Annotated in this window: 12 protein-coding genes and 1 tRNA gene; 11 read left to right on the top strand and 2 right to left on the bottom strand. The window is 50.2% G+C overall.

All coding sequences use genetic code 11. The annotated features are described in order from the left end of the window. The first annotated feature begins 239 nt into the window (after positions 1-239). Positions 240-572, top strand: a complete 333-nt coding sequence (locus tag E3J62_06755) for a hypothetical protein (GenBank protein TET45648.1) — start codon at positions 240-242, stop codon at positions 570-572. Positions 573-888: 316 nt separating this feature from the next. On the opposite strand, the gene E3J62_06750 is transcribed toward E3J62_06755, so the two are convergent. Beyond that, positions 889-965: transfer RNA gene (locus tag E3J62_06750), tRNA-Met, on the bottom strand. 403 nt (positions 966-1,368) lie between these two features. After that, a complete protein-coding gene (locus tag E3J62_06745; protein ID TET45647.1) occupies positions 1,369-1,743 on the bottom strand; it encodes a septum formation initiator family protein in 375 nt (124 codons plus the stop codon). A gap of 448 nt (positions 1,744-2,191) precedes the next feature. On the opposite strand from E3J62_06745, the gene E3J62_06740 reads away from it, so the two are divergent. The 10 genes from E3J62_06740 to E3J62_06695 all read left to right on the top strand — a co-directional run bounded on the left by E3J62_06740 (position 2,192) and on the right by E3J62_06695 (position 14,429). Then, positions 2,192-2,653, top strand: coding sequence for a hypothetical protein (locus E3J62_06740; protein ID TET45646.1), 462 nt, complete (start codon positions 2,192-2,194; stop codon positions 2,651-2,653). Between the two features lie 309 nt (positions 2,654-2,962). Then, positions 2,963-4,033: a SpoIID/LytB domain-containing protein gene (locus E3J62_06735; GenBank protein TET45645.1), complete on the top strand. Its 1,071-nt coding sequence runs from the start codon at positions 2,963-2,965 to the stop codon at positions 4,031-4,033. A gap of 172 nt (positions 4,034-4,205) precedes the next feature. Further along, entirely contained in the window at positions 4,206-6,275 is a 2,070-nt protein-coding gene (locus E3J62_06730) for a diguanylate cyclase (GenBank protein ID TET45644.1), read from the top strand. Further along, positions 6,275-7,219 carry an aminopeptidase gene (locus tag E3J62_06725; GenBank protein TET45643.1) on the top strand — a complete coding sequence of 315 codons (945 nt, stop codon included), beginning with the start codon at positions 6,275-6,277 and terminating at the stop codon, positions 7,217-7,219. The genes E3J62_06730 and E3J62_06725 overlap by 1 nt, the downstream gene beginning before the upstream one ends. Before the next feature lie 183 nt (positions 7,220-7,402). Next, on the top strand, positions 7,403-8,491 hold the full coding sequence (locus E3J62_06720) for a site-2 protease family protein (GenBank protein ID TET45642.1): 1,089 nt from the start codon (positions 7,403-7,405) through the stop codon (positions 8,489-8,491). Positions 8,492-8,809: 318 nt separating this feature from the next. After that, positions 8,810-9,466 (top strand): deoxyribose-phosphate aldolase, encoded by a 657-nt coding sequence (gene deoC, locus E3J62_06715; GenBank protein TET45641.1) that lies wholly within the window; start codon positions 8,810-8,812, stop codon positions 9,464-9,466. 204 nt (positions 9,467-9,670) lie between these two features. Beyond that, complete coding sequence (locus E3J62_06710) at positions 9,671-10,627, top strand: hypothetical protein (protein TET45640.1); 957 nt, start codon at positions 9,671-9,673, stop codon at positions 10,625-10,627. A 6-nt stretch (positions 10,628-10,633) separates the two neighbouring features. After that, positions 10,634-11,467 carry an alpha/beta hydrolase gene (locus E3J62_06705; GenBank protein ID TET45639.1) on the top strand — a complete coding sequence of 278 codons (834 nt, stop codon included), beginning with the start codon at positions 10,634-10,636 and terminating at the stop codon, positions 11,465-11,467. 401 nt (positions 11,468-11,868) lie between these two features. Then, the gene (locus E3J62_06700) at positions 11,869-12,291 is read left to right on the top strand and encodes a hypothetical protein (GenBank protein TET45638.1); all 423 of its coding nucleotides are present in this window, start codon (positions 11,869-11,871) and stop codon (positions 12,289-12,291) included. 185 nt (positions 12,292-12,476) lie between these two features. Then, positions 12,477-14,429: a T9SS type A sorting domain-containing protein gene (locus E3J62_06695; protein ID TET45637.1), complete on the top strand. Its 1,953-nt coding sequence runs from the start codon at positions 12,477-12,479 to the stop codon at positions 14,427-14,429. Positions 14,430-14,633 lie beyond the last annotated feature (204 nt).

The following is a 14,633-nucleotide window of genomic DNA, read 5'->3' as shown; positions in this document are numbered from 1 at the left end:
GGGAAACCACGCGTCAGCCTGTCGTAGCCAGCGAAGGCGAAGTCAGGAAGGGCGTAGGCGGGCAAAGTCGAAAGGCCAATTATGAAGGGCGAAACACCGGGTGTGACGCACCTGGTACCTTGCAACTTGTGCTTCGTACTTCGCCTGCACAGGCAGGTTTGTTCTTGATAAATCTGGTTCGATGGCTAAACTATTAGTTTGGGAGTGGTAAGTTAGATAGGCGAAAGAGGAGGAGTGTGATGGCAACGAAAGATGAAAGCAGGTCGTCAATAGAAGAAGCTGATTCTCTGCTAAGAGAGGGTGATGTGGGTGGCGCGATCAAAAAGCTCGAAGCTGTCCTGGAGTCACATCCGAATAATGAAGATGCTCATTTCGGCATGGGAGTAACCTGCATGCGGAAGGTGGAGGAAGATCTGAAGAAAGACGAGCTGTTCGAAAAGAAATATGACGACGACATCTGGGGAATGAGGGCAATCAAGCACTTCGAGGAGGTTTTGAAACTAAACCCTGAACGGAAAGAGGCAAAAGAAAACATAGATTCTATCCAGAAACTGATGGGCTTGGGGTTGTAGCGGTTCGGAAGGTTTTGATGCGGGCTAAGAAAGTAGATCCTCCTCCGTTGGCTCCCGCCAACGAAGGACCAAAAATGCCCCGTGGAACGCGCCAGGCCTCGTCTTTTCTCTGGAAAAGCCGGACCTTTTTGGTTCGCAATGAGCAGACTATGCTCTTCCAAACTTCGCCCGTGGGGGGAAGGATAGGGGCGATGTCAGCGCGCGCGCCACCCCGTGAAACGAGCCAGGCAAGTGGCGCTACTCCAGAGGGCTGTAAGGGTTATTTTAGTGAGGAAGATAAATGCCGCATCTGGTGATGCGGCATCTGTTTTTGCGGTGGTAGCGGGGGGAGGATTTGAACCTCCGACCTTTGGGTTATGAGCCCAACGAGCTACCAGACTGCTCCACCCCGCGGTGACCAAGAACAACGAAATTAGGAAATTTAGAAATTAAGAAATTGAAACCTAAATCTCACCCCCTCTTTCATCTCCCCCATCAAGGGGGAGAAACGGTGGAAGGTATCTCCGTCTATGGGGAAGTGTATCAAATTGCAAATTTCAAAGTACAAAAATCATAATGAAAAACCACAAAATACGAAAGATAAAGTGCGCGATCTTCGATCTTAGCTCTACGATCTGCGATTTCTTACACACCCTCTCTTCTATTCTCCCCCATCAAGGGGAAGAAAAAGTGGAGGGTTCCCCCGTAAGAGGGAAGCATTTCAAATATCAAAATGCAAGAGTCAAATCGAAACTCAAAACCCGTTGTTACGGGTTTCTTCTTCATCGGTTAAGAGTATCAGGGGCAGAGGGGAATGTCAAGGGGTTTTGGGAGGATTGCTTTGGCCCTCTGCAAAGTGTTCCGGGAACTGGTAACGGGTTTCGTCCTCACCAATCATCCCGAGTTCCTCACGGGCAATCTTTTCAATGGTTCCCAGGTCGTTCTTGAGTCTTTCGGTCTCCTTCAGAAGTAATTCTTTTTTTGCTCTAACCTTGAGCAACCTTGACTTGAGCTCGAGTTCATGTCTTTTCAGAGAGATAACCTGGATGAGGCCGTAGTCGCCACCAAGGAAAAGGTAGGCCATCCACAAGAAGAAAAGACTGCCGAGGAAGAGCCAGATGTTCCTCTTCTTTCTTCGGCGATCACCGCGATACAATTTTCTGTCTGGACCCTTGCTCTTTGCTTTTGCCAACGTACTACCTCATGTAACCATATTTCAGAAAAGTGAACGACGAGATTGCTTCGGCTCGCTTGGCGAGTCTCGCAATGACATGGGGGGTTGGCGGTCACCGCGATACAACTTTCTGTCTGGACCTGTGTTCTTTACTTTCGCCAAGCTAAAACCTCGTACGACTACACCGCGGAAAATCGAACGACGAGCATGCTTCTCTGTATTTGTGTGAAGAGTGAAATTGAGAGCGGAGGTTTGCCCATCGTCTTCATCCCTTCCCCAGGCACCAATAAGACTGCTGTAAAAGTAACATGGATTGAAGATATGCGTCAACCGAAAACTGTCCGGATTCAGTTAGTGGTTGACGAGAAGAAAAAGGTGGCGCATACTAGAGTTCGGAGAAGGCAAACCTGAAGTCTGTTAGAATGTGGATGGGTCTATTGTGCAGGGGCCTGGGAAACCGGCAAGTGTGCGGCTGATAGTAGACTTCATGTGCGGCAAGCTGGCGAGGTGGCTGAGGGTGCTGGGTGTGGATGCCGAATACTATGGTGAGACAGAGTCCACCAAACTGCTGAAGAGAGCGCTCAATGAAGAAAGAACAGTAGTTACCCGGAATACCAGAATACCTTCCGCTTACAGCGTAGAGGTCCTCCTTGTCAAAAGTGAGATTCCTGAGGAGCAAATAGTACAGGTCATTAAAGATCTGCACCTGGAGCACAGGCTTGCGCCTTTTACAAGGTGCAATGTATGTAATGTTGAGCTAAATGATGTAGAGAAGGATGACGTGAAAGGGAAGGTTCCTTTATACGTCTTCCAAACCCAGGGCAGATTCAAGATGTGCGGTTCCTGCGGCAGGATCTACTGGCCGGGAACACACACGAGGTCCATGAAAGCCTACATCGATAGGATCTTGGAAGCGAGTAACGAATGAACAGCGATGAACAAAATTACAAATCACGAATTACTAATTACAAAACAGTAATGCAGAGAAACGAGTGTACAGAGCGCGGAAGCTGGGGGGCATAGAGTGACTTTGGAAAAGAGCAGGTTTGCTAATTTCGCAATTTCGATTTTCGTAGTTTCGTTATTTGTGGTCGGGGGGTGTGCGCCAAGAGGCATAATCAGAACAGAAATACCACAACTGGCGAAAGAAAAAGGGAAAACTGTCTTCATACGAGTAAACATTCTGGAGAGCACCAATAACGTTAGAATTTCAGGAAAGCGTTCTTGCAGAGTTGCTATGGGTCGGAAGAAGGCGACTCTTCCTGCAGGAAAGGAATGGCACATAAAACTGGTCCAGGGCAAACAGAAAATTGAAACCAGAGGCTCTACAAAAGGAGTGATCAAGAATCCAGCATTCCCAGTAATCTTCTCGCAGAAGGTCAAGAATGGTTTCATCACAGTCAATGGTTTGCCCTACAGGGGGATCGTCAAGGTCAGCAGGGTTGGTGTGAACAATCTGCTTGTCACAAACATACTGCCTATGGAGGACTACCTTCGCTCAGTCGTTCCATCAGAAATCGGCAACAGAGATTCCACGGCCTTTGAAGCTGCAAAAGCACAGGCTGTTGCCGCAAGGACATACGCAGTTGCCAAAATGACCAAGCGTAAATCACTTGGCTACGATGTGGTTGCCACTACCAGCGACCAGGTCTATTCTGGAGTAATCAAGGAATCGCGGTTGACAAACAGGGCAGTTTCTGAGACGAAGGGGATAATCCTCATGCACAAGGGTAAGCCCGTAAGAGCTGCATATCATTCTACTTGTGGAGGGCACACGTGTTCTAATGAAGACGCATGGTTTGGTTCTGCTGTGCGCTACCTCCGGGCTCGCCCTGACAGGATAATTTCCCTGTTTGGTGGGTCCCGGCCATTTTGCAGAGGCTCACCAATGTATCAGTGGACCAGGTCGTGGGGCAAGGAAGACTTTGAGCGTATGGTGAAGGCAAACCTGGCGTCAATTCTAGGCATCTCCCCAAAAGGCGTTCTCAAATCTATGCAGGTGACCAAGAGGGATGGGTTCGGCAGAGTCGTGAGTGTCAGAGTTGTGACGACTGTAGCAACGTACACAATCCGGAAGGGTAACATCAGGAGATTGTTCAGAGATCCCAAACGCGGGTGGGTTGATTTGCCGTCTAACAACTTCAGGCTCAAATTCAATGGTTGGATGTACACGATGGAAGGGAAAGGATGGGGGCACGGGGTGGGGATGTGTCAATGGGGTGCGATTGGTATGTCCAGAAAGGGCTTCACATATGATAAGATACTGAGGCATTACTATAAGGGGGCCTATTTGGCAAAAATCTACTAACTGAAGTTTGCAGAAATCAAAAGTCAAAATGAAAACCTAAACACGAGATTGCTTCGGCAGGCTCGACCACTGCAGAATCCGCATCACCCCCATTTTGTTCCCTTCGGCATTGTCGGATACCTCGTACTTCGTTCTTGAAATACGTTGTGACTTCTGATAGTTTATTTGCACCATGGAAATCGCGCGAAGCCGCAGAAGCTCAAGCATCCTGCTTCTCGTTTTGGCCGGAACAATTTTCCTGAGCAGCCTGCTTGGGGCCTTTTACCGGCCGCCCCAGATTTGGTTGTCAATATTCCTCCTTCTGCCCATTGGTGTATTCTTTTTCCTCATTTACTACAGGCTGAAGAAGGAGCTCCCTCCCACCAGAAGGCAAATGGTGGGCACTCTTGTGGGGCTGGCTCTGGTTGCAAATCTGTCTGTCCAGTCAACTGGAGGGCTAGCCTCTCCCATATTCCTCGTCTATTTCGGAGTGATATTTGTTGCTTCTGTTCTGGGAGACGTGAGACTGGCAATCGCCACCTTTGCAGGTATCTTCGTCGCTGAGGTTGGGTCTTCTGTTGTCAGAGAGGACTACTCCACCTTCGGAACACACCTTTCGGCTCTCCTTCTGCTCGGAGTCTTATCTGTTTTCGTAGGGAGGGTCGTCGAATACGTGTCTCAGAAAGGAAGGGGCACAAAGGAGGGTCGTCAGGAAAGGGTTACGGCCACAGACATCGATCGCGAGTCTGTAGTCAAGACGCTGGCCAGGAAAGGTGAAGTCGGGCTCGATATCCACAAGGCATTGGAAGATGCGCTGTCTGATTTGGTTGAGCTTGCCTACAGGTCTTTCAAGTGTGAGACCGCGTGCATGTTCACGTACGATTCAAAGAGAGGGCTTCTCCTCATGGGTCCAAATAGAACAAGCAGAAAGACGATTACGAAGCGTGTGGAAATGGCTGTGGGTGCCGGCGTGGTGGGATGGGTCGCAAAGGAACGGAAGAGCCTCCTTACCGGGGACTTCGTCAATCCCCCCAATACGCTGGGCTACTATCACGATGAAGAACAGGTCAGATCTTTGGTTTGCGTGCCCATTGCTCTCGGAGCGGAGTTGGAGGGAGTTTTTGTTGTTGACTCCAGGGAACCGAATGCATACCAGCCTGATGACAGGGAGAGGCTCGAGGGCCTAGCGCGTCAGGCATCGGTGCTCATAGGTTATGCAAGAATGGGTACCAGGATGGAAAAGGCTGTTGTTCATTTCTCAGCACTGCAGGAACTAGCGAAGGACTTATCAAAGAAGCTGAAGCTGAGAGATGTTCTGGAGGTGATTGACGATGCTGCAGGGAAGCTATTCGACTGTGATGTCTTTGTCATACTCGACATAGACGAGACATCCGGGTGCAAGGTTCTCTGGGCGAAAGGAACCGGTGGCGATTTCAAGGAAGGCCTGGAATTCGAACTGGGGAACTCGTTGACTGCGATAATGGTAAAGAATGTTATTCTTATGGCTAACGAGGACCTGCGGGAACGAGAGGTTCGGTTACCCATATTCTACGCTGGAGAAAGAGGCTTGGGCCACCTGAGATCCTTCGTGGGAGCCCCTTTGCTCATTGAAGGAAAAGTCTTTGGGGGTCTTTTTGTCTTCAGCCTGAGAAAGGCATCCTACGAAAAGATGGATTCTGACAACATGATGTTTCTTTCAGCTCAGGCATCAAATGCAATAGAGAGGGCCATACTGCACGAGCATACGGAAGCTATGGCCATACGTGACGGCCTGACTGGCCTATATAACCACAGGTATTTTCAGGATCAACTTGATAAGAGAGTGATGCAGGCCAAAAAAAACCACAAGTCCATCGCGCTTCTAATGATGGACATAGACCATTTCAAGCACTTCAACGACACCTATGGTCACATGGCTGGTGACCAGGTGTTGAAAACCATAGGCAAGATACTTACAAACTGGGAGAAGGAATTAGGATTGGCTGCCAGATATGGTGGTGAAGAGTTCGTTGCACTGATCACCAAAGAAGCGGAGAAGGCATACGAGATAGCTGAAGACCTGAGAAAGGAGGTTGCAGCAAACATAACTACATATGATGAACACACATTTTCAGTTACAGTTTCCATAGGAGTGGCTCTGTACCCAGAGCACGCTTATGACAAATCAAATCTGATAGAATTAGCTGATGGGGCTCTTTATCTTGCCAAGAACGACGGAAGGAATCGTGTCCGTACGGCTGGTGAGCTCCAGGGAGTCAAATGATGGATGAGATGAGAAAAGCCATTGCGACTGCCCTCAAGGATTGTATGGCCTTGAAGCAAGGGGAAGAGTTTCTTTCGATAGGTGACGAACCGTCAAGAGAGATAGCTACTGCATTCTGGGAAGTAGCAAAAGAGATGAATGCAGAATCCATTTACGCGGAAATAATTCCTAGGTCCAGCCATGGAGAAGAGCCGCCTCCTGCCCTGGCAGCCATGATGGCAAGGGCGAAGTGCATAGTGGCACCTACGAGCAGGTCCCTTTCCCACACGGAGGCCCGGAAGAAGGCCTGCGAAGCCGGAGCACGGGTGGCCACCCTTCCGGGGATAACCAAGGACATCTTGATAAGAGGACTCTCAGCCGACTATAAGACGATTGCACAGAGGACTGTCCAGATTAGAGACATACTTACCGAAGGAAAGATTGCTCACATACAGTCAGACAAAGGCACAGATCTTAGGCTATCGCTGGAAGGAATGGCCGGTCACGCCGACACGGGAATAATCCATGATCCCGGGAACTTCAGCAACCTTCCAGCTGGTGAGGCATTCATAGCTCCGACTGCAGGACGGGCGGAAGGCATACTGGTGGTTGATGGTTCGATGGCCGGCATTGGGATGGTTGAAAAGACAATCACATTGACAATCGAGAAAGGTGAGGCAGTCAAGATTGAAGGCTCAAGGGAACTTGAAAAGATAATGGAGAAGTACGGCAGGAAGGCCAGGAATATAGCTGAGCTTGGCGTGGGCACAAATGACAGGGCTAGACTTTCCGGCAATGTGCTCGAGGATGAGAAGGTACTTGGGACGGTTCACGTTGCGGTGGGAGACAACTCCACGTTTGGAGGCTCGGTGTCTGTCCCCGTCCATCTGGATGGTATCATAAGAAACCCTGTGCTTACTGTTGACGGGAAGATCGTTGTCAAAGATGGTAAGCTTCAAATCTGACAAATCGATCAAAAAATCTATAAAAAACGAAGTACTCTTCCCTCCCTGTGATTGCGAGGCTCGCAGGAGGCGAGCCGTGGCAATCTGAATGTAATGGACGGACTACGAAAGACAAAGTACGATGACAAAACTACAAACTGCGAACTGCAAATCACTAAGCGCGAAGTCTAGAAGGCGGGCAGTGTGAACTCTGTTGAAGAGCAAGAAGAGAGAGAGGATGTAGAGGGGATATCGGTGCTGGTTGGCGATGTCTTTCACGCGGAAACCGGTGGGATTAGCGGAGGTGCCCTTCGCCTCAGGGGCAAGCTTCTGGTCAAACCAGAGGTGGCGCTGGAGGCGCTCAAAGAGAGGTTCAAGGAAAAGGGACTTACTCCCATGCTTTCAAAACGTGGAGAATCCATCGTGTTGACACTGGCCCGAATAAGATCTCCTGGTTCAAAAACCAGGCCATCTCTCAACCTTCTCCTTTTCCTCCTCACCATACTCACTACTTTGTTTGCAGGCTCCCTCTGGCAGTCTGAGGATTTGCTGGATGCTCTTCTCAACCTGCAAAGAGGAATTCCTTTCTCATTCTCCCTGCTTTGCATACTGGGTGCACACGAGCTTGGGCACTTCTTCACTGCCAAGAGGCTGGGGATCGACACCACTCTGCCCTATTTCATACCTTTCCCGCACTTCATAGGAACCTTTGGTGCAGTCATAAGAATAAGATCTCCCATTCCCAATAAGAAAGCTCTAGTACTCATGGGAGCTGCTGGTCCTCTTTCTGGAATGGTTGTGGCCATACCACTGGTCATAGTTGGCCTGAAGCTTTCCACGGTGGCGCCCATGGAAGAGGTGACGGGTGGCCTGATAATAGGAAGTTCAATCATGTTTTCGTTACTGGAAAGAGTATTCATCAAAGGAGTCTCTGATACCCAGGGTGTATTCTTGCATCCCGTTGCTTTTGCTGGCTGGTTGGGTATGTTCGTGACAGGGCTCAATCTTCTTCCAATCGGCCAGCTTGATGGAGGCCACATCACCTACTCCATTTTTGGGAGGTCACACAGGCAGCTGGGACTTGTCTTCCTGGGGATGCTTGTCGCATTCGGAATTGTGTTCAGGTTCCTTGGCTACGCTTTCTTTGGGATTCTCATACTCCTCGTCGGATTCAGACATCCACCACCTCTTGACGATGTCACACCACTGTCATTTGTGCACAAGGCCGTAGCTGCTCTTGCTATGGTGGTTCTTGTCATGACCTTTGTACCACAGCCATTCGTAATACCCTGACCAACATCCTCCGGATGTTGGTCCGAAACACGAAATTGCGAAACTACGAAATTCCGAAATCAAAAACACTGAAACCACCAGATTTCACGAGATTAACACAGATTCAAACCATATCCTCATGGCTGAACCCGAACCAGAGAATAAGCTTGTGGAAATCTGTGTTAATCTGTGGTTACAGAGGTTTGGGCCCAACACTTGGAACCACGAGATTACACGAGATTAACACAGATTCAAACCACATCCTCATGGCTGAACCCGAACCAGAGAATAATCTTGTGGAAATCTGTGCTAATCTGTGGTTACAAGGGGTGAAGTGATTTGACGAAAGGTGAACTGGCCAGGCTGATCGATCATACTCTGCTCAGGATTGATGCAAGAAAAAAGGAGATAGAAAAGCTTTGCGATGAGGCGGGAAAGTTCAATTTCTTTTCTGTTTGCACGAACCCGCATTGGGTTAAAACTGTTCGGGACATCCTTGAAGGTTCGGGCGTAAAGGTCTGCTCTGTATCAGGATTTCCGCTGGGGTCTTCGAACACTGAAGCAAAGGTTCTGGAGGCAAAATGGGGTGTAGATGATGGGGCAGATGAAATCGACATGGTAATGAATGTGGGTGCCTTCAAGGACCGTGACTATTCGTTCGTGCTTGAAGAGATAGAGAGAGCAGTGGAAGTTGTTGGTCCAGATAGAGTAACGAAGGTCATAATTGAGACTTGCGTTTTGTCAGATGGAGAGAAGGCAGGCGCGTCCAGACTTGTTAAGAAGGCCGGAGCCCAATTCGTGAAGACTTCGACGGGCTTCGGAACTGGCGGAGCGACCGTGGAGGATGTGCGCTTGATAAGGGAGACAGTGGGGGACGATATGGGGGTCAAGGCCTCAGGTGGAATAAGAACATTTGAACAGGCAGTCGCTCTGGTTCAGGCAGGGGCCACGAGAATCGGGACCAGTGTGGGGGTAAGTATTGTCCACAAAAAATAGGGCACAAAGAACGAGATACAAGATATCAATTACGAATTAGAGGTTACTAATCACGAAAGAAGGATGAGGGGCGAACGAAATAGGGCCACGCCATTGAAGAGGGTGTGAGGCCTGCCCCGTTTCTCACGAAGTGAGATACACGGGGCATATTTCGTCCTTCGTCGGCATAGGCCGGCGGAGGAGGCCGAAGTACAGAGGACAAAAATGGCAAATGCAGGACGCGCGCTCTTGGTCGCTATGACCATCCCGTTCCTGACGAGTGCGTCGCTTCAGGCGGGAGTACAGCCCGAGATAAGAAGAGGATTTGACCTGGTCAGTATTTCAGGGAGTGATAGAATCTACAGAGTGAATCTTCAGCTCCGCAACAGGGATTCCGACTTTCTTTCGGCTCTTCTGATTCCTTACGATCAGGTTGACTGGAATTGGCATGAGCCACGCGAGGCTAGATGGAGACGATCCTTCATGGACATCAGGGGTTCTGAAAGGGGCGGTATGGGTGTCTGGAGAAGCCTCGTGCATGAGGAGTTGTGGTTTCCTCCGCCGGACAGGATGTGGGCTGCTGAATGCGAATTGGGAGGCATAGAGAAAAATGCGACGATAGATCTCGTTTTCTTTCTGGCAGTAGCTGAGACTATCGACCTGGCAAATAGGCCTTTGAGGGTGGGTTATGGAACCTGTGAGGAGAAGCCACGTGAGTTTACTACTGACTACTGGTCAAGCGCCGCGGAAATTTCTGTTAGACGCTCTGTGGCTCAGGGAACGCGACAGGTTTACACCTACACTGGACGTGGTGACACTTTGGTGCTTTTCAACATGAGTGGCGCAAGGAAGGCAACGGCCCCAGAGGGATGGTCAGTTGCAGAGTGGGACCACAATCACATTGTTTTCGTCTCAAAAAGTGAAACCAGGCCGGCCGAATTCGCTGTTCAATGTGAAGAGAACCCGGGCAGCACAGGTCTTATCAACTGGAGAGACAACTCATCTGGGATCAACTACGGTTTTGCGTTCGGGCCAGGGACCGCTCGGTACTCCGCTGTGGACACTCTTATAGTACTGAACGAACCGCGGTGGCGGATCCTGCTTCCAGGGCTGTCCGTCGTCTTGATAGCTTTCTTCGCCATGACTGCTGTTCTGCGCCGCCGTGGAACAAAGAGGAGATAGAACCTGTTGCGTGCAGGTAGGAGACTTGTGAGAGTTCTTACGATTGTCTGTTTAATAGCTTTTCTATGGTTGGCTCTCAAGTATTTCGAGAGAAGCCAGATATTTTATCCCACCAGGATAATTGGGATGACACCGAAAAATATAGGTCTGGGCTTCGAAGACGTGTATTTCAGAACAGATGACGGGTTGAGCTTGAATGGCTGGTTTGTGAAGGCCGATACTAACAAAGGGGTTGTTCTTTTCTGTCACGGCAATGCAGGAAACATCAGCCACAGGCTCGAATCGATTTTCCTCTTCAAGGAGATGGGATTTGACGTCTTCATATTTGACTATCGAGGCTACGGAAGAAGCAGGGGGTGGACAACCGAGAAAGGAGTCTATGCCGATGCCCTGGCTGCATACAATTATCTGGTTAGGGTTAGAAGCATACCCTATGACAGGGTGGTAGTCTTTGGTCGGTCCTTAGGAGGAAACGTCGCAATAGACCTAGTAACCAGAGTCAAGGCAGCCTGTCTCATAAGTGAGAGCGCATTTGCCTCAATAGAAGACATGGCCAGAGCTATCTATGGAGTGAGGCCCCCGAGATGGGTCCTGTCAAATCATTTTGATGCTCAATCAAAGATTTCGAAGGTGAAGATGCCGAAGCTCATAATACACAGCAGAGATGACGAACTTGTTCCTTTCGAACACGGACAAAAGATTTTCAATTCTGCATTAGAGCCAAAGGATTTCTTTGAGCTCACGGGGAGCCATAATGAATACTATCTGGGCACACGTTCGGATTATGCAAAAAAGATGAAATCATTCATTGAACAAAACCTTTATTCTGAGACACCGTAGACGAAGTGCCGAGGACAGAGTACGAAATCGTATGGTGCCAGGCATGGACTTTTGAGCCCCCGGCGCGGCACAGTTGTCAGTGTCACCTCGAAGTGTTAGTCGCTGGACGCGGCTTCCATTTTGTCGTGTATATCCAGGTTTGCAGAAGTGCGTGCCTTATCTCAGAAGGACTCCTGCCTTTTGCCCACTATTCTTAAGAACTGTATTGACAGGAACTAGGGCAGCCCATATAATGAATTAAGACTTTTGGTCAAGGAAAAGGGAGGGCGCAAACCATGATACTCTCTCTCTCTTGAGATAGTTACACCCAAAATACAAAGGCTAGGTCCAAGATTCCCTTTTGCAGATGCGCGCGTCTGTGAAGGGGTTTTTGATTTCTACAAGAAAGGAGGTGAAAGAAAATGGCAAGATGGCTGATTCTCGCTGCCGTAATGGTGACTCTCGGCCTGGTCCTCTCAGGCGAGGCGTCTGCCGAAGATTACATTTGCGGCAAAGTGTTCTGGAACGAAGCGGAGCATGATTCAGGTGCCACAGATATTACAATCTGGGCTAAAGCTGAGGGCGAGGCAGAACCACATATGACGGTGACCGACTGCTGCGGTGAATATGCCTTCACCGGCCTTAATACTCTGTGGGAGTACAAGGTTTGGGGGCTTTTTGGCTGTATTACCGCGGACCCCTGCCAGATCTCCGGGTTTGAGTGCTGGGAGATGGTCGAACTACCCTCACAAGACGCTGATCCCGGCGACATCCATGTCAACTTCGACCTGGGGATTGATTGCGCGAACGCGCAGGTGGATTGCGACGATCCATGTCCCGAGTGACCTGATCAACTGGCACGAAGGTGTTCTGTTGATGGGGAGGAGCCGCGGGAACAAGAGGGCTGTTCTGGTGGTCCCCCCCCCAACACTGCAAAAAATGACGAGTTGTAAAGGGCATGTCTATCGAACTAGATTTTTCTTGACAGCGAAGTAGAAAATAGTATAACAGTAAATAAGGAGCATATCCGATGAAAACGCTCATCATCTATGCAATTCTGCTTCTCTTTTCAACGGTTTCTGCCCAGCCCTTCACCATTCTCTCCTTAACGGAGCCCATCCCGGAGGAGGACGCGCTCTTTGGCTGGTCTGTCTCCGCTGCAGGGGATGTGAATGGTGATGGTTTCCATGATGTCCTGGTGGGAGCACGATTGGCGGAGGTGGATGGACTCAGAAGTGCCGGTGAGGCCTTTCTGTTTCTGGGTCCCTATCTGATTAGCGTGGTTCCCTTGACCGAGTCGGTTCCAGAGAGTGCAGCATACTTTGGCCGCACTGTCTCCGCTGCTGGGGATGTGGACGGGGATGGGTTTGACGATGTGATTGTGGGTGCGCCTGGTTCGGACGGGAGGGCTGTCGTCTTTCTGGGTCCGGACCTAGAGAGTGCAATTCCCTTGACCGAGCCCGTCCCAGAGAGATGGGCAAATTTCGGCATTTCCGTTTCTGGCGCGGGGGATGTGAACGGGGATGGCTTTGATGATGTGATTGTGGGATCAGAGGAATCCGAGGTTGGGGGGCTTCATGGCGCCGCAGAGGCGTTTGTCTTTCTGGGTCCCGCCCTGGATAGTGTAATCTCTTTGACCGAGCCCGTCCCAGAGGAGTTCGCACGCTTTGGTGCTACGGTATCTGGTGCAGGCGATGTGAACGGGGACGGCTTTGATGATGTGATTGTGGGAGCCCGCGGCGCCAATCCCTGGGGAATTACTGACGCAGGTGAGGCCTTTCTGTTTTTGGGTCCTGACCTGGACAGTGTAATTCCCCTGACCGAGCCCGTCCCGGAGCAGAGTGCTTTCTTCGCTGGCTCTGTTTCCGGTGCAGGGGATGTGAATGGCGACGGCGTTGACGATGTGATTGTCGGAGCCCGCTACGCCGACCCTTGGGGGATTTCTGCTGCGGGTGAGGTCTTTCTGTTTCTGGGTCCTGACCTGGACAGTGTAATTCCCTTGAGCGAGCCCGTCCCGGAGGAGCTCGCACTCTTTGGCTGGTCTGTCTCCGGTGCAGGGGATGTGAATGGGGATGGCTTTAATGATGTCCTGGTGGGAGCAGCCGGGACCGTGGACGGATTAGCTATGGCCGGGGAGGCCTTTTTATTTCTCGGTCCTGATTTAGACAGTGTCATCTCGTTCAGTGAACCTGCCCCAGATTCGGATGCCGGCTTTAGTTACTCTCTGTCTGGAGCCGGAGATGTGGATGGGGATAGCCTTTCCGATCTGGTCGTTGGCGCTCCCCTGGGCGATGTACATGGAATGGAGACTGCTGGAGAAGCCTTTGTCTTTTTCACTCGGACGGCCAGCATTGAAAAGGACGGCGGTGTGTTAAGTCTCGATGCACCACCGGATACCGTCTTCGTTGACTCGAGCTATGGCGTTATGGCAACTGTTCTGAATCTGGGCAATGTTGTTCTCACCTTCAATGTAGTGGCCACCATTGATGGACATGGTGACACTGTTCAAGTATCAGGTCTTGCTCCTGACTCCTCCATCCAGGTGACCTTCGAGAACTGGCAGGTTCCTTCCACAGACTCTGTCAGTTACACCATGACCGTCTGCACCCGTGTTCTTGATGATGTGGATTCAACCAATGATTGTGGAGAGAAGTCCATCTTTGCGTACAACCCGGTTGGAGTGGAGGAACAGAGTTCAGAGTTCAATGTTCGAGGTTTGAGGTTCGAGCTACTCCAGAACGAGCCCAATCCATTTGGTCAAAGGACTGTAATTGGTTACAGTCTACCAGCGGCTGGTGCTGTAACCCTTGAGGTTTATGACATCACGGGGAGACTGGTTAAGACTCTCGTGGATGAGCATCAAAAGCTTGGGTCTTATCGCATAGAATGGAAGGCCAAAACAGCCTCGAGCGGCATCTACTTCTACCGGCTGCAGGCTGGAGGCTTCAGAGATACGAAGAAGATGACCCTGCTGAAGAAATGATGACTTCCTGATTACGAATTACGAAAGCCCTGCATCCCTCCCCCACATCTGTCCAAGACCTAGGATGTAAGACGTGAGATAGCTCTCAGCTCTCAAATCGGGAAACCTCCTAACCACAGATTGACACACCCTCCTTCGCCCTTTGTGGCTTCGGAGGGCAAGGATTTTCACAAGATTATTCCCTGGTTCGGGTTCAGCCATGAG

This window comes from candidate division TA06 bacterium, assembly GCA_004376575.1.
Lineage (GTDB): Bacteria > Hydrothermota > DG-26 > E44-bin18 > E44-bin18 > E44-bin18.
Note: the sequence above shows the minus strand (reverse complement) of the source record. Positions and strands in the feature narration are given on the sequence as shown.